Source organism: Mycobacterium colombiense (assembly GCF_001672755.1).
GTDB classification, from domain to species: domain Bacteria; phylum Actinomycetota; class Actinomycetes; order Mycobacteriales; family Mycobacteriaceae; genus Mycobacterium; species Mycobacterium colombiense_C.
This window is the reverse complement of sequence record NZ_LZKI01000115.1, coordinates 1-18,880: the sequence shown is the minus strand read 5'-3', so window position 1 is coordinate 18,880 and position 18,880 is coordinate 1. Positions and strand designations below refer to the sequence as shown.

Annotated in this window: 17 protein-coding genes and 1 pseudogene; 9 read left to right on the top strand and 9 right to left on the bottom strand. The window is 65.3% G+C overall.

From position 1 onward, the window contains the following. Positions 1–77: 77 nt before the first annotated feature. The 6 genes from gyrA to dnaA all read right to left on the bottom strand — a co-directional run bounded on the left by gyrA (position 78) and on the right by dnaA (position 9,948). Complete coding sequence (gene gyrA, locus A5708_RS15370; protein WP_065029449.1) at positions 78–2,597, bottom strand: DNA gyrase subunit A; 2,520 nt, start codon at positions 2,595–2,597, stop codon at positions 78–80. A 43-nt stretch (positions 2,598–2,640) separates the two neighbouring features. Further along, positions 2,641–4,674, bottom strand: a complete 2,034-nt coding sequence (gene gyrB / locus A5708_RS15365) for a DNA topoisomerase (ATP-hydrolyzing) subunit B (protein WP_065029448.1) — start codon at positions 4,672–4,674, stop codon at positions 2,641–2,643. Between the two features lie 257 nt (positions 4,675–4,931). Further along, positions 4,932–5,489: a DUF721 family protein gene (locus tag A5708_RS15360; RefSeq protein ID WP_065029447.1), complete on the bottom strand. Its 558-nt coding sequence runs from the start codon at positions 5,487–5,489 to the stop codon at positions 4,932–4,934. Then, complete coding sequence (gene recF / locus A5708_RS15355; RefSeq protein ID WP_065029446.1) at positions 5,486–6,643, bottom strand: DNA replication/repair protein RecF; 1,158 nt, start codon at positions 6,641–6,643, stop codon at positions 5,486–5,488. The genes A5708_RS15360 and recF overlap by 4 nt, the downstream gene beginning before the upstream one ends. Further along, the gene (gene dnaN / locus A5708_RS15350) at positions 6,644–7,843 is read right to left on the bottom strand and encodes a DNA polymerase III subunit beta (RefSeq protein WP_065029445.1); all 1,200 of its coding nucleotides are present in this window, start codon (positions 7,841–7,843) and stop codon (positions 6,644–6,646) included. A 569-nt stretch (positions 7,844–8,412) separates the two neighbouring features. Continuing rightward, a complete protein-coding gene (gene dnaA / locus A5708_RS15345; protein ID WP_065029444.1) occupies positions 8,413–9,948 on the bottom strand; it encodes a chromosomal replication initiator protein DnaA in 1,536 nt (511 codons plus the stop codon). 598 nt (positions 9,949–10,546) lie between these two features. On the opposite strand from dnaA, the gene rpmH reads away from it, so the two are divergent. From rpmH to A5708_RS15310, 9 genes are all read left to right on the top strand, one after another. Then, positions 10,547–10,690, top strand: coding sequence for a 50S ribosomal protein L34 (rpmH, locus tag A5708_RS26305; protein ID WP_003874369.1), 144 nt, complete (start codon positions 10,547–10,549; stop codon positions 10,688–10,690). Positions 10,691–10,713: 23 nt separating this feature from the next. Further along, a complete protein-coding gene (gene rnpA, locus A5708_RS15340) occupies positions 10,714–11,073 on the top strand; it encodes a ribonuclease P protein component (RefSeq protein ID WP_065029443.1) in 360 nt (119 codons plus the stop codon). Then, a complete protein-coding gene (gene yidD / locus A5708_RS26300) occupies positions 11,070–11,417 on the top strand; it encodes a membrane protein insertion efficiency factor YidD (RefSeq protein ID WP_081292972.1) in 348 nt (115 codons plus the stop codon). The genes rnpA and yidD overlap by 4 nt, the downstream gene beginning before the upstream one ends. Then, positions 11,401–12,495, top strand: coding sequence for a membrane protein insertase YidC (gene yidC, locus A5708_RS15335; RefSeq protein WP_081292971.1), 1,095 nt, complete (start codon positions 11,401–11,403; stop codon positions 12,493–12,495). Before yidD ends, yidC begins: the two co-directional genes overlap by 17 nt. A gap of 82 nt (positions 12,496–12,577) precedes the next feature. Continuing rightward, positions 12,578–13,144: a protein jag gene (locus A5708_RS15330; protein ID WP_065029442.1), complete on the top strand. Its 567-nt coding sequence runs from the start codon at positions 12,578–12,580 to the stop codon at positions 13,142–13,144. Between the two features lie 77 nt (positions 13,145–13,221). Further along, positions 13,222–13,962, top strand: coding sequence for a 16S rRNA (guanine(527)-N(7))-methyltransferase RsmG (gene rsmG, locus A5708_RS15325; RefSeq protein ID WP_065029441.1), 741 nt, complete (start codon positions 13,222–13,224; stop codon positions 13,960–13,962). Beyond that, positions 13,959–14,975, top strand: a complete 1,017-nt coding sequence (locus A5708_RS15320; RefSeq protein ID WP_081292970.1) for a ParA family protein — start codon at positions 13,959–13,961, stop codon at positions 14,973–14,975. The genes rsmG and A5708_RS15320 overlap by 4 nt, the downstream gene beginning before the upstream one ends. Before the next feature lie 23 nt (positions 14,976–14,998). Beyond that, a complete protein-coding gene (locus A5708_RS15315; RefSeq protein WP_064953460.1) occupies positions 14,999–15,985 on the top strand; it encodes a ParB/RepB/Spo0J family partition protein in 987 nt (328 codons plus the stop codon). Positions 15,986–16,251: 266 nt separating this feature from the next. Next, positions 16,252–17,061, top strand: a complete 810-nt coding sequence (locus tag A5708_RS15310) for an acetyltransferase (RefSeq protein ID WP_155766036.1) — start codon at positions 16,252–16,254, stop codon at positions 17,059–17,061. On the opposite strand, the gene A5708_RS15305 is transcribed toward A5708_RS15310, so the two are convergent. The 3 genes and pseudogenes from A5708_RS15305 to A5708_RS26870 all read right to left on the bottom strand — a co-directional run. Beyond that, on the bottom strand, positions 17,008–18,246 hold the full coding sequence (locus A5708_RS15305) for an N-acetylmuramoyl-L-alanine amidase (protein ID WP_065029438.1): 1,239 nt from the start codon (positions 18,244–18,246) through the stop codon (positions 17,008–17,010). The genes A5708_RS15310 and A5708_RS15305 overlap by 54 nt on opposite strands. A gap of 132 nt (positions 18,247–18,378) precedes the next feature. Beyond that, positions 18,379–18,732: a thioredoxin gene (trxA, locus tag A5708_RS15300; protein WP_065029437.1), complete on the bottom strand. Its 354-nt coding sequence runs from the start codon at positions 18,730–18,732 to the stop codon at positions 18,379–18,381. Continuing rightward, positions 18,729–18,880: pseudogene (locus A5708_RS26870) on the bottom strand (thioredoxin-disulfide reductase); the annotation flags it as partial. The pseudogene A5708_RS26870 and the gene trxA, both read right to left, overlap by 4 nt.

Sequence of the window (18,880 nt, the reverse complement as noted above, 5' to 3'; positions counted from 1 at the left end):
GGTCTCCTACCCTGGCCGCCCACGCGGTGGCAGTCGCATTATGTCTGGTCGGGCTGAGTCTAGTGGCTCGGCGCCGGCTAGCTGTCCGACTCCGCGGCACCGGCGCTTTCCTCGACGACTTCGTCCGCGTTTTCTTCCGCGTTGCGGGCGATGGCCAACAGCGTGTTCTCCTCACCCAGGTTCATCAGGCGCACGCCCTTGGTCTGCCGTCCCGCCTTGCGAACCTGGCCCGCTGCGGTGCGGATGACGCCGCCTCCCGAGGTGATTGCGTACAGCTCGCTGTCCTCATCGACAATCAACGCACCAACCAGCCTGCCACGCCGGCGGTCGTACATCACCGTCAGGACTCCCTTGCCGCCGCGGCCCTGCACCGGATACTCCTCAATCGCGGTGCGCTTGGCGTAGCCGCCCGACGTCGCCACCAGCAGGTAAGTGTCCTCGCGCACCACGTTCAGCGACAACAGGTAGTCGTCGGCGTTGAACCGCATGCCCTGCACGCCGGAGGTCGCGCGGCCCATCGGGCGCAGCGCTTCGTCGGTCGCCGAGAACCGGATGGACTGGCCGTTGGCCGAGACCAGCAGCAGGTCCTCGTCGGCGGAGCAGAGCACCGCGCCGACCAGTTCGTCGTTGTCGCGCAGGTTGATCGCCACGATTCCACCCGAGCGGTTCGAATCGAAGTCGGTCAGCTTCGTCTTCTTCACCAGACCGTTGCGGGTCGCCAGCACCAGGTACGGGGCGTCCTCGTAGCCCCGGATCTGGATGACCTGCGCGATGCGCTCCTCGGGTTGGAACGCCAGCAGGTTGGCGACGTGCTGACCGCGAGCCGTCCTCGAGGCCTCGGGCAGTTCGTACGCCTTGGCGCGATACACCCGCCCCTGCGTGGTGAAGAACAGGATCCAGTCGTGCGTGGAGCATACGAAGAAATGCCGCACGATGTCGTCCTGCTTCAGGCCGGCGCCCTGCACGCCCTTGCCGCCGCGTTTCTGGCTGCGGTACAGGTCGGTCTTGGTGCGCTTGGCGTAGCCGGTCTCGGTGATGGTGACGACGACGTCCTCGCGGGCGATCAGGTCCTCGTCGTTGACGTCGCCATCGGCCGCGATGATCCGGGTACGACGCTCGTCGCCGTGCTTGTCGACGATCTCGGACAGCTCGTCGTGCACGATCGCGCGCTGCCGCTCGGGCTTGGCCAGGATGTCTTCCAGGTCCGCGATCTCGGCCTCGATCTTGGCCAGGTCGTCGATGATGCGCTGGCGTTCCAGGGCGGCCAGCCGGCGCAGCTGCATGTCCAGGATCGCCTGCGCCTGGATTTCGTCGATATCGAGCAGCTCGATCAGGCCGGCCCGCGCGATCTCCACCGTCTCCGACGCGCGGATCAGGGCGATCACCTCGTCCAGCGCGTCGAGCGCTTTGACCAGACCGCGCAAGATGTGCGCGCGTTCGTTCGCCTTGCGCAACCGGTAGGTGGTGCGCCGGACGATGACGTCGAGCTGATGCGCGACGTAGTAGCGGATCATCTGGTCGAGTCGCAGCGTGCGCGGCACCCCGTCGACGATCGAGAGCATGTTCGCACCGAAGCTGGTCTGCAGCTGGGTGTGCTTGTAGAGGTTGTTCAGCACCACCTTCGCCACGGCGTCGCGCTTGATCTCCACCACGATGCGCAGACCGACGCGGTCGCTGGACTGGTCTTCGATGTTGGAGATGCCGGCCAGCTTGCCGTCGCGGACCTGCTCGGCGATCGAGGTGATGAAGTTGTCGTGGTTCACCTGGTAGGGCAGCTCGGTGATCACCAGCGAGGTGCGGCCACGTGAATCCTCTTCCACCTCAACGACTCCGCGCATCCGGATCGAGCCACGGCCGGTGGTGTAGGCGTCGTGGATGCCTTGCGATCCGACGATCAGACCGTGGGTGGGGAAGTCCGGGCCCTTGACCCGCTCGCAGACCGCTGCCAGCGTGGCCTCTTCGTCGGCCTCGTGATTGTCCAGGCACCAGTAGACGGCTTCGGCCAACTCGCGCAGGTTGTGCGGAGGGATGTTGGTCGCCATGCCGACCGCGATGCCGCCGGAGCCGTTGGCCAGCAAGTTGGGGAACCGGCTGGGCAGCACGGTCGGTTCCTGCACACGACCGTCGTAGTTGGGGATGAAATCGACTGTCTCCTCGTCGATTTCGCGCAGCATCTCCATCGCGAGCGGGGTCAGCCGCGCCTCGGTGTACCGCATGGCGGCCGGCGGGTCGTTACCCGGCGAACCGAAGTTGCCCTGCCCGTCGACCAGCGGATAACGCAGCGACCACGGCTGCGCCATGCGCACCAGGGTGTCGTAGATCGACGCATCGCCGTGCGGGTGGTAGTTACCCATCGTCTCGGCGACCGAACGCGCCGACTTGGCGTGGCTGCGGTCCGGGCGGAACCCGGAGTCATACATCGCATAGAGCACCCGGCGGTGCACCGGCTTGAGGCCGTCGCGCACCTCGGGCAGCGCACGGCCGACGATGACGCTCATCGCGTAATCGATGTAGCTGCGCTGCATCTCCTGCTGGATGTCGACCGGCTGGATGCGGTCGACGGAGTCGTCACCTGGCGGCAGCGTGGTGTCAGTCATGTATTCCTCGTTGGTTGGTCAACGGTGGGCCGGGTCTGATCGCTCAGACGTCCAGGAAGCGAACGTCCTTGGCATTACGGGTGATAAAGCTGCGGCGCGCATCCACGTCCTCGCCCATCAGGATGGAGAACAGTTCGTCGGCGGCCGCGGCGTCGTCGAGCGTGACTTGGCGCAGCACCCGGACGCTGGGATCCATTGTGGTTTCCCACAATTCCTTGGCATCCATTTCGCCGAGACCCTTGTAGCGCTGGATCCCGTCGTCCTTGTTGATCTTTTTGCCCGCCTTCTGCCCGGCGTCCAGCAAGCCGTCGCGCTCGCGGTCGGAGTAGGCGAATTCGGGATCGCTGCGCTGCCACTTCAGCTTGTACAGCGGCGGCTGTGCCAGGAACACGTGTCCGTGCTCGATCAGCGGCCGCATGAACCGGAACAGCAGCGTCAACAACAGGGTCGAGATGTGCTGGCCGTCAACATCCGCGTCGGCCATCAGCACGATCTTGTGATAACGCAGCTTGGTGATGTCGAACTCGTCGTGGATACCGGTGCCCAGCGCGGTGATGATCGCCTGGACTTCGGTGTTCTTCAAAACCCGGTCGATGCGCGCCTTTTCGACGTTGATGATCTTGCCGCGCAGCGGCAGGATGGCCTGGAACATCGAGTCGCGGCCACTCTTGGCCGAACCACCGGCCGAGTCGCCCTCCACCACATACAGTTCCGACTTCCGCGGGTCGGTGGAGCGGCAGTCGGCGAGCTTGCCGGGCAGCCCGCCGAGATCGGTGGCGCTCTTGCGGCGCACCAACTCTCGCGCTTTGCGCGCGGCGATGCGGGCCTGCGCCGACGACACCGCCTTATTGACCACGACCTTGGCGTCCGCGGGGTTGGCTTCGAACCAGTGCGTGAGTTGTTCGTTGCAGACCCTCTGCACGAACGACTTGACCTCGGTGTTGCCCAGCTTGGTCTTGGTCTGGCCTTCGAATTGGGGTTCGCTGACCTTGACCGAGATCACCGCGGCCAGTCCTTCACGGATATCGTCGCCGGTGAGGTTCGGATCCTTGTCCTTCAGCAGCTTCTTGTCTTTGGCGTACTTGTTGACCACCGTCGTCAACGCACTGCGGAAGCCCTCTTCGTGGGTACCGCCCTCGTGCGTGTTGATGGTGTTGGCGAAGGTGTGCACCGATTCCGAGTAGCCGCCGTTCCACTGCATGGCGATTTCGATCTCGTGGCCGGGGCCCTTGCCGTCGAAGTCGATGATGCTCTGCTGGATCGGGCTCTTCGTGCGGTTGATGTGTTTGACGAAGTCGACCAGCCCACCGGGGTAGTGGAACGTGCGGTGCTTAACCTTGTGGTGCGCAGTCGATTCCGCAGCTTTTTCCTCAGCCGACTTGGGTGCTTCGGCGGTGTCGCTGACGACCTCGTCGACGACCTCCTCCTTGGTCACCCGTTCGTCGGTGAGGTTGATCGTCAGTCCCTTGTTGAGGAAGGCCATTTCTTGCAGCCGGCGCGCCACCGTCTCGAAGTCGTAATCGGTGGTTTCGAAGATGTCGGGATCGGCCCAGAACCGAATCGTCGTGCCGGTCCGCTTCGTCGCCTCACCCTGCTTGAGGGTTCCGGGCACCGCGCGGTCGTAATACTGCGACCATTCGTGGCCGTCGCGCGCGATGTCCACCTCGAGGCGGGTCGAGAGGGCGTTGACCACCGACACACCGACGCCGTGCAGACCACCGCTGACGTTGTAACCGCTGTTCTCACCGCCGAACTTGCCACCCGCGTGCAGCTGGGTCATCACGACGTCGACGGTGGGGGCGCCGGTCGCGTGCATGGCCACCGGGATGCCACGACCGTTGTCGGAGACCTCGACGCTGCCGTCGTCGAGAATGCGAACGTCGACCTTGTCGGCGTAGCCGGCCATCGCCTCGTCGACCGAGTTGTCGACCACCTCCCAGATGAGGTGGTGCAGACCACGCTCACCGGTGGACCCGATGTACATACCGGGGCGTTTGCGGACGGCTTCCAGGCCTTCGAGCACGGTGATCGCTGAAGCGCCGTATTCGTCTTGCGCCTTCTTCTTCTGGGCAGCCACGGTCGGAATGCTCTCCTTGGGGTTTCATGCGGGCGGTTCCAGTCACCGCAACAGTCGCATCCTGCCAGTCTAGCGTGATCAACCGTCCGCACCGATTTTCTGGCCGCGTTTCTACCCAGCTAACCGCGCCGTGCGCACGATTTCTTTATTCTGGCCGCGTCCCGACGTGCGTCGAGGGGCTCCGCGTCGTCCTGGCGGATTTCAGGGGCCTGTGGACGAACCCCCGTCCGGGGATCCGCGGACGGGAATCAAACTCCCTAACCGTAGGTGTCGCGCGGGCCTCTTCCAGCGATGTGACGCGGCCCCTTGCGCCACGAGGGCGCAGCCGGGCCGGTGATTTTCAACGATGTCACCACATCGTTGCCGACGGCGGCGGCGATCTTGGCCAGTAACTGCGACTGGATCATCCGCAACTGGGTGGCCCATGCCGTCGATTCGGCGGCCACACTCAGCACACCATCATTGAGGGCGGTCGGCGTCGCATGGTCGGCGATCTGGTGTCCGACGACGGTCGACCAGTTGCCCAGCACGGTGCCCTCGGCGACTTGCGCCGACCAGCCGCGTTTCTTCGCCAGATCACGCGCCAGACTGCCCAGCGGTTGGGGATCGCGAGCATCGGGTCCTGGTCCCGACCAACTGCGCCGCTGGCCCGCCACCCGGCGCGCAGCGGGGGCCACCGCCCGGCCACGACCGGCGTCTTTTCCCTGAGCCCGCGCGGCGGCACGCGCCTCCTCGAGGGTGCGCCGCACCAGATCGATCCCACTGAGCGCACTCAACGGCTCGGTAGGACGCGGACCGTCATCCGTGCCGGTCACGAGCGCATCTCCGATATCCGTCCCGAGTCGCTGTCCCGTAAGTCGACGTATACCTGCCGGGCCTCCCAGCCCGCCGGAATGTCTTCCAGCACCGCCGCGGTGACCAACACCTGTTCGGCCGACTCGGCCACCGTGGCCAGCGCCCGGCGCCGCGCCGCGTCGAGTTCGGCGAACACATCGTCGAGCAATAACACGGGATCGCTCTCTTCGGCCCGCAGCAATTCGTAAGCGGCCAACCGCAGCGACAACGCGAACGACCACGATTCCCCGTGGCTGGCAAAGCCTTTCGCGGGCTGGTCGCCGAGCCACAATTCGAGGTCGTCACGGTGCGGGCCGATGAGGCACATGCCGCGTTCCAACTCCGCGTCGCGGCGCGCCGACAATGCCGCGAGCAAGGCGGCTTCCAGGAACTCGCGGTCGGCACCGGCGATATCCGCCGCGGCCTCGGCGCCCAGGCTGGATCGATAGCCGATGGAGGCGGCGCGCGATCCCGGCGCCAGCAGCTGATAAGCCTTCTCGACCTCCGGTGCCAACTGGTTGACCAAATCGATACGGACGGCCATCAATTGGGCTCCGTATTCGGCCAGCCGGCTGTCCCAGACGTCCAGCGTGTCCAGGGCGCTCTGATCGCCGCGGTAGCGCGCACCGGACAGGGATTTCAACAGCGCCGTGCGCTGCCGCAAGACTTTTTCGTAGTCGGCACGCACCCCGGCCACCGCCGGACGGCGCACCGTCGCCAAATCGTCGAGGTAGCGGCGCCGATCGGACGGGTCCCCGCGGACCAGGGACAGATCCTCTGGAGCAAACAGCACCGCACGCAAAACCCCGACCACCTCGCGCGTACTGCGCACCGGTGAGCGATTCAGTCGCGCCTTGTTTGCCCGGCCGGCCGCGATTTCCAGATCGACCGCGCACTCCCTGCCTTCGTTGACCACGATCGTGGAAACCACCGCCCGGTCGGCGCCGGCGCGGATCAACGGCGCATCCGTGCCCACCCGATGCGAGCCCATGGTGCTCGAATACCACAGAGCTTCAAGTAGATTCGTCTTCCCAAACCCGTTGGACCCGATGAAGACCGTCCGACCAGGCTGCAATTCGAGGTCGGCGTGTGCCCAGGACCGGAAATCGCGCAGTCCCAAATGCCGGACGTACACCTAGCCAGGCAACCGGACGGGCATCAGCAAGTAGACGTAATCGGTCGGCAGGGCGCTGTAGGGCCCCGTGCCGGTCGGGTGGCTGTCGTCATTCAACGCCGGACGCAGCAACGCCGGCTTGCCCGGCGTCGTGAAACCGAACGACACCCGCTCAGAATGGACCGATCCCAGTCCGTCGGTCAGATACGTCGGGTTGAAGGCGATCGTCAGCGGCTCCCCGACGAAATCGACCGCCAAGTCCTCCTCGGCTCGGCCGACGTCATCGGCGCCCGCGGACAGCCGCAGCGATCCCTCGCTGAATTCCATCCGCACCTGGGCGCCCCGGTCGGCCACCAGCGCCACCAGCTTGATCGCCTCGGTCAACTCCGCGACGTTGATGGTCGCGACCGCGGTGTGCTCCGCCGGCAACAACTGACGGAATTTCGGGAATTCCGCATCCAGCAGGCGGGTGGTGCTGCGCTTGCCGTTACCGCTGATGCCGAGCAATCCGTCTTTGCCGACACCCGACCCCGCACCCAATGACAGCCGAACCTCGGAACCGTCGGCGCCGGTCCGCGCGGCCTCGGCCAGCGTCTTGGCCGGGACCAGGACCGCGGCTTCGATGTCGGGCGAGCCCGCCGACCAGGTCAGCTCGCGAACTGCCAGGCGGAACCTGTCGGTAGCGGCCAAAACCACCGTGTCACCCGAAATCTCGACTCTGATTCCGGTCAGCATCGGCAACGTGTCATCGCGGCCGGCCGCGATGGCGACCTGGCTGATCGCCTCGGCGAACAGGTCGGCCGGCAGCGTCCCGGTCTCTTCCGGCAGCGCCGGCAGCGTCGGGTAATCCTCAACCGCCATCGTCGGCAGCGAGAACCTGGCGTTTCCGCAGTGCAGCGCCACCCGGTTACCGTCGACGTAGAAGTCGATCGGCTTGTTCGGCAGCGCCCTCACGATGTCGGACAACAACCGACCGGATACCAAAACGCTTCCCGGAGAAGCTATTTCGGCTGCAACCTGCGCTTCGGCCGAAACCTCGTAATCGAATCCGGAGATCGTCAGGCCCTCATCGGTTCCCGAGAGCAGCACACCGGAAAGCACCGGCACCGCAGGCCGGGACGGCAGGTTCTTCGCCACCCACGACACCGCGTCTGCGAAAGAGTCCCGCACCAAACGAAATTTCAAGTCGCTGAGGCCAGCCGTTGTCGTCGCCGCGTCCATAGCGTCCCTTCACCTACCCAGCGTTTTTTCGAATCCATTGGCTAGCCGCCCCCGCTAGCACGGGGCTCCGCCACGAACGCCGATGACACGTAATGCCAACGACGATCGCAACGGCAGTCGAAGAACAACCGTAGATCCTCCGACGCCATCTTGAAAGCTAATCGCAAAGCCCGACAACCCGAGCCGACGAAGCCTCGGCCGGCGAGTGTGCGCCGCGCGTCCCCAAGCCTGTATTTCAAAGAAGAACCGATGAAGAGATCTCAGTACCAGTATTAAGGCCTGTGCATTCTGGGGACAGCACCGTCTCGGCGCAGCTAGCGCCACGATCGGGTTGTGCATCACGGCGGGAAGGCCTGTGGGTGACATGTTGGGCGGATGGGGACGGACGGCGGCTGTGCACGCAAGGCTTGTTACTACACCGGCGTTTAGTTGCGTTGTGCACAGCCCTGCGCACATGCCGTGGGTGTGGCGGATGTGACAGGCGGGTGTGAAGTTTCTCGAAAAAAATTACAACAGAGGGCAGCGGAAGCACGAAATTCGGTGCTCGCAGCGCCGGGGGAGCGGGGAAGTCAGCGCTTGGAGCGCTGACGGATGCGAGTGGTGAGCTCCTTGACGTGATCAAAAACCTCACGCCGCTCGGCCATCTCGGACAAGATCTTGCGCTGCGCATACATGACCGTGGTGTGGTCCCGGCCGAATGCCTGCCCGATCTTGGGCAGTGAGAGGTCGGTGAGTTCGCGGCACAGATACATGGCGATCTGACGAGACTGGGCCAGCGCCCGTGTCTTGCCGGGCCCGCGGAGCTCTTCGACGGTGGTGTCGAAGTATTCGGCGGTGGCCGCCATGATGGTGGCCGCGCTGATCTGCATGGTGCTGGCATCGGCGATCAGATCGCGCAGCACAATCTCGGCGAGCGACTTGTCGATCGGCGTCTTGTTCAGCGACGCGAACGCGGTCACCCGGATCAGGGCGCCCTCGAGCTCACGGATGTTGCGTTCGATGCTGCTGGCGATCAACTCGAGCACGTCGTCGGGGACCGCCAGTCGCTCCATCTGCGCTTTCTTACGCAGGATGGCGATGCGGGTTTCCAGCTCCGGGGGCTGGACATCGGTGATCAAGCCCCACTCGAACCGCGTCCTGAGCCGGTCTTCCAGTGTGGCCAGCTGTTTGGGCGGCCGGTCCGACGAGATGACGATCTGCTTGTTGGCGTTATGCAGGGTGTTGAAGGTGTGGAAGAACTCCTCTTGGATCCCTTCCTTGCCCTCGATGAACTGGATGTCATCGACCAGCAGCACGTCGACGTCGCGGTAGCTGCGCTTGAACGCCACCTTGCGGTCGTCGCGAAGCGAGTTGATGAAGTCGTTGGTGAATTCCTCGGTGGAGACGTACTTGACCCGCATCCCGGGGAAGAGCCGCTGCGCGTAATTGCCGGCGGCGTGCAACAGGTGGGTCTTGCCCAGACCCGACTCACCCCAGATGAACAACGGGTTGTAAGCCCGGGCCGGCGCTTCGGCGATGGCCAGGGCGGCGGCATGGGCGAACCGGTTCGAGGCGCCGATGACAAAGGTGTCGAAGGTGTAGCGACGGTTGAGGCTCGTTCCGGCGGCGACGGCCGGATCGATGGCGTGCGGCCGTTCGGTGAAGTAGTTGGGCCAGCCGGGCTGGTTGTCGTTGACGGTCTCGCTGTTTTCGAAGGCTTCCTCGGTCTCGACGGCTGCGGCGTCAGCGGTGAACGACGGATCGGATTCGGGGAACGGTTCCGCCGCCGAGATGAGCGCATCCTCGACATCGTCGGGCGGGGGAGCGATGCGGACGCCCAGCTGGATCTGCTGCCCGAGCCGGCGGCTCAGCGCGTCGGTGATCGGGGCCCGCAGATGTCGTTCGATCTCGTTTTGGACAAAACTGCTCGGCACCGACAGCAGAGCAAATCCCTCGACGATGGTCAGCGGGCGGACCAGATTGAGCCACGCTCGTTGCTGTGGGGTGAGGGGAGTGACCAGAGTCGTGCGGTTGGCGGCCATGCCGTCGGCGGTGGGCTCTCCGTTGAGTTCGGAAACGACCGCATTCCACACTGTCGTGAAACTGGAACCGGGGTCATCGGTCAACGACGCATCTCCCTGGTTCTCGAACGTCCCGACCCGAGTTACACCACGCTTGGCGACAAAACAACTGTCCACATAGTTATACACAGGTGTGGACAGGATGATCGTAGGCGAGCCACAACCTACCGGCGACGGCTCGCGATCTCCGCGCTGGAAGAGAACCTCGAAAGGTTGTCTAGGCAGCTAGTCGATCCACCATCCTCGCTTCGTTGTCGAGCGCTGCTTCAGTCTAAAGCGACTTCGCAGAAGCTAACAGTTTTCCGTTCGGCTGCCAACCGTTCCGCTGCATTCCAATCGGGTCGTTTAGGGTACGTGGGGCCTGCTTCGGCTCGTTATGGTAGCCACCTCGATAGCGGGTGTGACCGAAACGGAAATCTTTTTCTGGCCGCCGCGCGGGTTCGTTGCGGGAAGCCAGGTTTGACCAGGCGAAGGCTCGTCAGTACCCTCAAACAGTCGCCCGAAAGTCGGCGATACGGCTGCGACCCGAACCACTTGGGGACCGCGCCGGCCAGCAGCACCAAGACCACCTCCGGTCGAACCGCAGACGAGCCCGATGCGAAACGTCTGAGCGGCCGGATGGCAACACAACGAGGAGAACGTCGTGGCCAAGGGCAAGCGGACCTTCCAGCCGAATAACCGGCGCCGAGCCCGCGTGCATGGTTTCCGCCTGCGGATGCGCACTCGTGCCGGACGCGCGATCGTGTCCGGTCGGCGCCGCAAGGGTCGCCGCGCGCTCTCTGCCTGATCGCAACGTCAGGTCTTTCGGCGGTGCTTCCCGCACGCAACCGCATGACGCGGTCAATTGACTTTGACGCGGCGGTGAAGCACGGGATTCGGGTGGCGCAGCCCGATGTCGTCGTGCACTTACGCCGCGGAGTGGACTGCGACGAAATCGGTGCGCCGCGCGTCGGATTGGTTGTGGGCAAGCCCGTCGGATCCGCCGTGGAACGCCACCGGGTCTCCCGCCGGCTGCGGCATGTGGCCCGCACGCTGCTGAGCGAGCTCGGCCAATCCGATCAGTTGGTGATCCGTGCGCTGCCCAGCAGCCGCACCGCATCCTCGGCCCGGCTCGAGCAGGAACTGCGCCGGTGCTTACGACGCGTGCCGACGGCGGGGAGCAAGTCGTGACGGCAGCGGCGCGGCTGCGCGCGTTCACCCGCACGACCGGACGGGCCGTCGCGCGCGGAGTGATTTTTCTGATCCAGCTGTACCGGCATATGGTGTCGCCGCTACGGCCGGCAACGTGTCGCTTCGTTCCGACCTGCAGCCAGTACGCGGTCGATGCGCTCAACGAGTATGGCCTGATTCGGGGGAGCTGGTTGGCTGCGGCCAGACTCGCCAAGTGCGGACCATGGCATGAAGGCGGATGGGATCCGATACCGGACCGCCCTGAAAGCCACGTGAATTGCCAAAACGCCAGCGACGCTTGGGTTGTCCGGGCGGCGCGAGGGGAGAGTGGATCTTTTGTTTGATTTCTTCAGCCTCGACTTCGTCTACTACCCGGTGTCGTGGATCATGTGGGTTTGGTACAAGTTGTTCGCCTCCATGCTGGGGCCGTCGAACTTCTTCGCCTGGGCGCTGTCGGTGATGTTCTTGGTCTTCAGCCTTCGGGCGCTGCTCTACAAGCCGTTCGTTCGGCAGATCCGGACCACGCGTCAGATGCAGGAGTTGCAGCCGCAAATCAAGGCGCTGCAGAAGAAGTACGGCAAGGATCGGCAGCGCATGGCGCTCGAGATGCAGAAGCTGCAGCGCGAGCACGGCTTCAACCCGATCCTGGGGTGCCTGCCGATGCTGGCGCAGATCCCGGTGTTCATCGGTCTGTATCACGTGCTGCGTTCGTTCAACCGAACCACCGGCGGCTTCGGCCAGCCCCACTTGTCGGTGGCCCAGAACCGCCTGACCGGAAACTACGTCTTCACCCCGACCGATGTCGGACACTTCCTGGACGCCAACCTGTTCGGCGCACCCATCGGCGCCTTCATGACGCAGCGCACCGGGCTGGACGCGTTCACGTTCTTCAGCCGGCCGGCCGTCATCGCGGTGGGCCTGCCGGTGATGATCCTGGCCGGCGTCGCGACCTACTTCAACAGCCGGGCATCGGTCGCCCGGCAGAGCCCGGAGGCGGCGGCGAACCCGCAGACCGCGATGATGAACAAACTCGCGCTCTATGTCTTCCCGCTCGGCGTGGTGGTCGGCGGGCCGTTCCTTCCGCTCGCGATCATCCTGTACTGGTTCGCCAACAACATCTGGACCTTCGGGCAACAGCACTACGTCTTCGGCATGATCGAAAAAGAGGACGAAGCCAAGAAGCAGGAAGTGATCCAGCGTCGGGCGGCCAATGCGCCGGCGCCGGGAGCGAAGCCGAAGCGGAGTCCCAAGGCCGCATCGCCGGGCGGCAACGGCTCGTCGACGGCCGACCGCGATACCGATACATCCGGTTCGGCGACGGTGGATTCCGATGGAGCCGACGGCCCGGCCGCCGACGCGAGCAACGAGCCGACCAACCGCACGCCGCGACCCGGGGCGCGACCGAAAAAACGCAAACGCTGATCCGGACGCAATAGCTATCGGGGGCCGCCCGGACAGGGCGACCCCAATTGGGCAGGAGCCCATGGAATGAGGGAGAGAAGACATGACAGACGCCGACACCACCGAGCGCGACGTCGACACGGAGCTCGACACGCAAGCGGCCGCCGAGGATGCGGCGGAATCCGGTGCGGAGGAAATCGATGATCTCGAGGAGCGGTTGGTCGCCGAGGGCGAGATAGCCGGCGACTACCTCGAAGAGCTGTTGGACCTGTTGGACTTCGACGGTGACATCGACTTGGACGTCGAGGGCAGCCGCGCGATCGTCAGCATCGACGGCAGCGACGACTTGAACAAACTGGTCGGCCGGGGCGGTGAGGTGCTCGACGCGCTGCAGGAACTCACCCGGCTCGCGGTGCACCAGAAGACGGGCGTGCGGAGCCGGTTGATGCTCGACATCGCGAGCTGGCGCCGGCGGCGGCGGGAGGAACTGGCGGCGCTGGGCGACAAGGTGGCGCGCCGGGTGCTCGAATCCGGGGACCGTGAAGAGCTGTCGCCGATGACCCCGTTCGAACGCAAGATCGTCCACGACGCCGTCGCGGCGGTCGCCGGGGTGCACAGCGAGAGCGAGGGCGTCGAGCCCGCGCGCCGCGTGGTCGTTCTGCACGACTGACCGCCCATAGTTACAGCCGTGTAGTTCCCGTCGCCGTCCGGCCTCCGAAGGTTGCAAGTGCACGCTCCAACTAGAGGATGTTTCACGTGAAACATGTCGGTCCCGCCGACGCCGCGGCGGGACCGCCGGGGGAGAGCGCCGGGGTCGGCGCGGCCCCTGACTCGGCGGCCGCGATCTTCGGCGACCGGCTCGCAACCGCTCAACGCTATGCGGAACTCCTTGCCACTGCCGGGGCGGAACGCGGGCTGCTCGGTCCACGAGAGGTGGACCGTGTCTGGGACCGCCACATTCTCAACAGCGCGGTCCTCGGTGAACTACTCGGCTCGGGCGAACGGATCATCGATATCGGCAGCGGGGCGGGCCTGCCCGGGATACCGTTGGCGATCGCACGCCCCGATCTGGACGTGGTATTGCTCGAGCCTCTGTTGCGGCGCAGCGAATTTCTCAACGAGGTCATCAACGAACTAGGGTTAGCCGTCGAGGTGGTCCGTGGCCGTGCGGAGGAGCCGGTAGTGCGCAACCGGTTCGGGGAGAGGGATGCTGCGGTGTCGCGAGCGGTTGCGTCGTTGGACAAGCTGACGAAGTGGAGCCTGCCTCTGCTACGCCCTGACGGGCGGATGCTCGCCATCAAGGGGGAGCGGGCTTTCGATGAAGTTGAACAGTACCGGCGTGTGATGGCAGCATCGGGCGCCGCTGATGTCAGGGTGGTGACATGTGGCGCGAACTATTTGCGTCCCCCCGCAACCGTAGTTTCAGCGCGACGCGGAAAGCCGCCACACCACAAGCCGGCACGGACCGGGAAGGCCGGAACCCGATGAGTTCTTCAGGAGATTGGCCGGTGGCTCCGCACGCGCCGGCAGACGTTCACCAGGCGGCAGCGCCAGCTCCAGCGTCGGCGAGTCCGGACGTATCCGCGCCGCCGCCGGTTGCCCTCCCGCCGACCGCAGGGACGAATGTTTCACGTGAAACAGCGGACGAATTCGACACCCCGATCGGGGCCGCCGCCGAGCGCGCGATGCGGGTGCTGCACACCACCTACCCGCCGCTGCGCCGGCCGTCCCATCGCCGGGTGTTCACGGTCGCGAATCAGAAGGGTGGCGTCGGGAAGACGACGACCGCCGTCAACCTCGCGGCCGCCCTCGCGCTCCAGGGACTCAAGACCCTCGTAATCGATCTCGATCCCCAGGGCAACGCCAGCACGGCGCTCGGCATCACCGACCGCCAATCGGGGACGCCATCGTCGTACGAGGTTCTGCTCGGCGAGGTCGCGGTGCAGGACGCACTCCGACAGAGCCCGCACAACGAGCGCCTGTTCTGCATCCCGGCGACGATCGACCTGGCCGGCGCCGAAATCGAATTGGTCAGCATGGTGGCGCGCGAGAACCGGCTGCGCACCGCGCTGGCGGACCTCGACAGCCTCGACTTCGACTGCGTCTTCATCGACTGCCCGCCATCGCTCGGGTTGCTGACCATCAACGCGCTCGTCGCCGCGCCGGAGGTGATGATCCCGATCCAGTGCGAGTACTACGCCCTCGAGGGTGTCTCGCAGCTGATGCGCAACATCGAGATGGTGAAGGCCCATCTCAATCCGAGACTCGAGGTGACCACTGTCGTGCTGACCATGTACGACGGCCGCACCAAACTCGCGGACCAGGTCGCGGAAGAGGTACGCCGGTACTTCGGAAGCAAGGTGTTGCGCACAGTGATTCCGCGCAGCGTGAAGGTTTCCGAGGCGCCTGGCTACAGCATGACAATCATCGATTACGACCCCGGCTCACGCGGGGCGATGAGCTATCTCGATGCGAGCCGCGAACTCGCCGAGCGCGATTGACCACCATCCGCGAAGGGACGACTATGACGCAGCCGCTACGCAAGAAGGGTGGCCTCGGCCGGGGCCTGGCTTCGCTGATTCCGACCGGCCCCGCGGAGGGTGACTCCGGGCCGGCGACGCTCGGCCCGCGGATGGGCGACGCCGCCGCCGACGTCTTGATCGGGGGACCGCCGCCACAGGACGCCTCGTCGGTGGGAGCGGTCTACCGCGAGATCGCGCCGGCCGACATCGAACGCAACCCGCGTCAGCCCCGGCAGGTCTTCGACGAGGAAGCGCTATCGGAACTGGTGCACTCCATTCGCGAGTTCGGCCTCTTGCAGCCGATCGTGGTGCGGGCCGTCAAGGACTCCGCGAGCGGTGCGCGTTATCAGATCGTGATGGGGGAGCGGCGCTGGCGCGCGGCCCAAGAGGCCGGCCTGGCGACCATCCCGGCCATCGTGCGCGAGACCGGCGACGACAATCTGCTGCGCGACGCCCTCTTGGAAAACATCCATCGGGTGCAACTGAACCCGTTGGAAGAGGCGGCCGCCTACCAACAGCTGCTCGACGAGTTCGGGGTCACCCACGATGAACTTGCCGCGCGCATCGGCCGGTCGCGGCCGTTGATCACCAACATGATCCGGTTGCTGAAGCTGCCGATCGCGGTGCAGCGTCGAGTGGCCGCCGGCGTGCTGTCCGCCGGTCACGCGCGCGCACTGCTGTCGCTGGAGGCGGGCCCGGAGGCGCAGGAGGAGCTGGCTACCCGGATCGTCGCGGAGGGGCTGTCGGTGCGGGCCACCGAGGAGGCAGTCACCTTGGCCAACCGGGGTGGTGCGGCCACGCCGACAGCTCCGCGTCGCAAGCCGATCCAGATGCCGGGCCTGCAAGACGTTGCTGACAAGCTCTCGACAGCCTTCGACACCCGGGTCACGGTCAGTCTGGGCAAACGCAAGGGCAAGATCGTCGTCGAGTTCGGTTCGGTGGACGATTTGCAACGGATCATCGACGTCATGTCCCCGCCCAAGGCATGAACTAGGACACCGTGTAATTACGTCACTGTGACACCGAGGCCGCTTTTGCGGTGACTTCACACGCGTCAGGTGTTCCGGGTCGACGAATCGGCATGCGTATCAACAACTTTCGACCGTAAGCGCGATGCGGCGGCATGGCACCGGTCGTTTCGGGCCCGCCAACCCCCGTGGCCGGGCCAAAGCTGGCCCGATCACGACAACCTCTCCTATTCTGGAGGGGTTGCCGGCGCAGATCGCGGCAGTACCGCACAGGAGCCAGGAGGCTAGTGTCCGCTCGAATCATGCCGCTACGGCTCGAGGCGTTCGAGCAGCTTCCCAAGCACGCACGCAGGTGCGTCTTCTGGGAAGTCGACCCCGCGACCCTCGGTAATCAGGATCACCTCACCGACCCCGAATTCGAAAAAGAAGCGTGGCTGTCGATGGTGATGCTGGAGTGGGGCTCGTGCGGACAGGTCGCGACCGCCGTCCCTGACGAGCGAAGTCAGGCCGAGCCGCCGTGCTTGGGTTACGTGTTCTATGCGCCGCCGCGGGCGGTGCCGCGGGCGCAACGATTCCCGACCGGTCCGGTGTCCGCGGACGCGGTGCTGCTGACGTCGATGGGCATCGAACCGGGGCCGGCGGCCGACGACCTACCGCACGGCTTGATCGCCCGGGTCATCGACGAACTGGTGCGCCGCGGCGTCCGCGCGCTCGAAGCATTCGGCCGGACCCCGGCGGCTTCGGAATTGCAGGATCCGCGCCTCGTCGGTCCGGACGTGCGGCCGGTCCTGGAAGCCGTCGGCGACTGCTCGGTGGATCACTGCGTCATGGATGCGGAATTCTTGAAGGACGCGGGTTTCGTTGTGGTGGCGCCACATACGTACTTCCCGCGGCTGCGCCTCGAGCTCGACAAGGGCCTCGGGTGGAAGGCGGAAGTGGAGGCCGCGCTGGAGCGCCTGCTGGAGAACGCACATTTGGAGCAGCCGGTGGGCGCGGGGTCTACGACAGCGAATGCGTTGAAAACCACCGAGGGTGGTGAGAACCTAGGAACCGCCGAGTTGGCTGGTTCGCTCCACCGACAGTTCGTGGGCCAGTAATTCGGCGAAAGTGAATGTGCCGGTGGGCCGGTCGTTCTTGCCCAACAGGTAGAGCCGCTTGACCGCGGCCAGGATCCCCTCGGCGATGGCGTCACGGGTCTGGGTCGAGACCAGCATCGAGCGATCCCGCGGGTTGGTGATGTAGCCGACGTCGACCTGCACCGTCGGCATCCGGGTCAGGCGCAGCAGGTCCCATGTCCGGCCGTGCGTGCGGCAGTCTCGTAAACCGGTGCGGGCCACGACTTCTCGTTGGATGAAGTCGGCGAGGTTACGCCCGATGGTGGAGACCGATCCGTGCGAGTTGCCGAAGTGAAAGGAAGCCACCCCGTTGGCGGCGGTGCTGATCTGACTTTCGCAGCGCAGGCTGATCATCAGGTCGGCGCCGACGTTGTTCGCGGTGGCCGCGCGTTCGGCATCGAGGGGGCTACGGCTGACCGGTCGGGACAGGAAGGTTTCCATGCCGATCGCGGCCATCCGTCCCTCCAGGCGGCTGGCCAAGTCCCACAACACATCTGCTTCACTCACGGGTCCCGACGGGCCCTGCATGATCGTGCCGTGGTCCGCGCCGCCGCGGCCCGGATCGATGATGATCCGCTTGCCCGACAGTTTGGGACCCGATGAGCGAACCAGCTCCTCCTCACGCAGCGCGTGCGGAGATCCGCCGGTGACCCGTGAACTCAGGAAGTGAAAGGAGCGCAACGTTTCCGGGCCGCAGATGCCGTCGGCGGAGAGCCCGTACTCGCGCTGATACGACATCAAAGCGTTGTGGGTCTGCAACCCGAAATAGCCGTCGACCAGACCGGTGTAGAAGCCGAGATCCTGCAGCCGTGCCTGCAGTGTGGCGACATCATCGCCGAACAGCGGGGCGCCGAATTGGTGGTACAGCGTGCGGGCACCGAGCCGGTACGACGCCTCCTTCAGTGCCCGGTAGGTTGCCTCGCCGACGATGCCGTCCACCAGTAGACCGCGATGCTGTTGAAAGGCGCGAACCGCCTGGTCAAGTTCGGCGTCGAAAAGTTCGAGGGCCACGTGCCGCCCGGGGGCCACGTGCCGCCCGGTGTTGAGATCGTCCTCGGAGCTATCCAGCAGGCCCAGTGTGGCCAGCGTTGCCCGGATCTCCGTCACAGCTGCGCTGCGGTCACCACAGCGCAGCGCGTCGCCGTATTCGCGGCGCGGACTCGACATACCAAGGGCCCTCCGGGACTAACTGACAAGCTCAGATGTAGGCAACAGCTAACCGTATTGTCGCAGATGCTTCGTAAATTCGGGAAAACCCCAGGCCATGCGCGGGGCGTGGTGCGACGAATTAAATGTATGTCAGCCGAGGTCGGGAACCGCGTCCGCGAGCTCACGCAGTAAAGACGCCTTGCCTTTCGCGCCGACGATCCGCTTCACCGGCTGCCCGCCTTTGAACAGGATCAGGGTGGGGATGGAGACCACCTGGAAGTTCTGCGCGGTTTCGGGGTTGGCGTCGACGTCGAGCTTGGCAACGGTGAGATGTTCGCCGCGCTCGCTGGCGATCTCCTCGAGAACCGGCGCAACCATCTTGCAAGGGCCGCACCAGGTCGCCCAAAAGTCAACCAGCACAGGCTTACTGCTGGACAACACGTCGGAGGAGAATGACGCGTCGGAGACTTCTATTGTGGCACCGGCTTTTTCGGCGTCGGTCATTGTGGCGCTCCAATCAATGTGTCGGTACTGCCGGGAAATTCGGTGGCGTCGCCCTGTGCGGCGACGCTGTCTTCTTCGTTGTCGGCGAGCCAGCGTTCGGCGTCGATGGCGGCCGAGCAGCCGCTGCCCGCGGCGGTGACGGCCTGCC

Coding starts and splice junctions, on each gene's coding strand:
- gyrA (WP_065029449.1), bottom strand. CDS start 2,597: ATGACTGACACCACGCTGCCGCCAGGTGACGACTCCGTCGACCGCATC.
- dnaN (WP_065029445.1), bottom strand. CDS start 7,843: ATGGACGCGGCGACGACAACGGCTGGCCTCAGCGACTTGAAATTTCGT.
- A5708_RS15330 (WP_065029442.1), top strand. CDS start 12,578: ATGACAGACGCCGACACCACCGAGCGCGACGTCGACACGGAGCTCGAC.
- rsmG (WP_065029441.1), top strand. CDS start 13,222: ATGTTTCACGTGAAACATGTCGGTCCCGCCGACGCCGCGGCGGGACCG.
- A5708_RS15320 (WP_081292970.1), top strand. CDS start 13,959: ATGAGTTCTTCAGGAGATTGGCCGGTGGCTCCGCACGCGCCGGCAGAC.
- A5708_RS15315 (WP_064953460.1), top strand. CDS start 14,999: ATGACGCAGCCGCTACGCAAGAAGGGTGGCCTCGGCCGGGGCCTGGCT.
- A5708_RS15305 (WP_065029438.1), bottom strand. CDS start 18,246: ATGTCGAGTCCGCGCCGCGAATACGGCGACGCGCTGCGCTGTGGTGAC.
- trxA (WP_065029437.1), bottom strand. CDS start 18,732: ATGACCGACGCCGAAAAAGCCGGTGCCACAATAGAAGTCTCCGACGCG.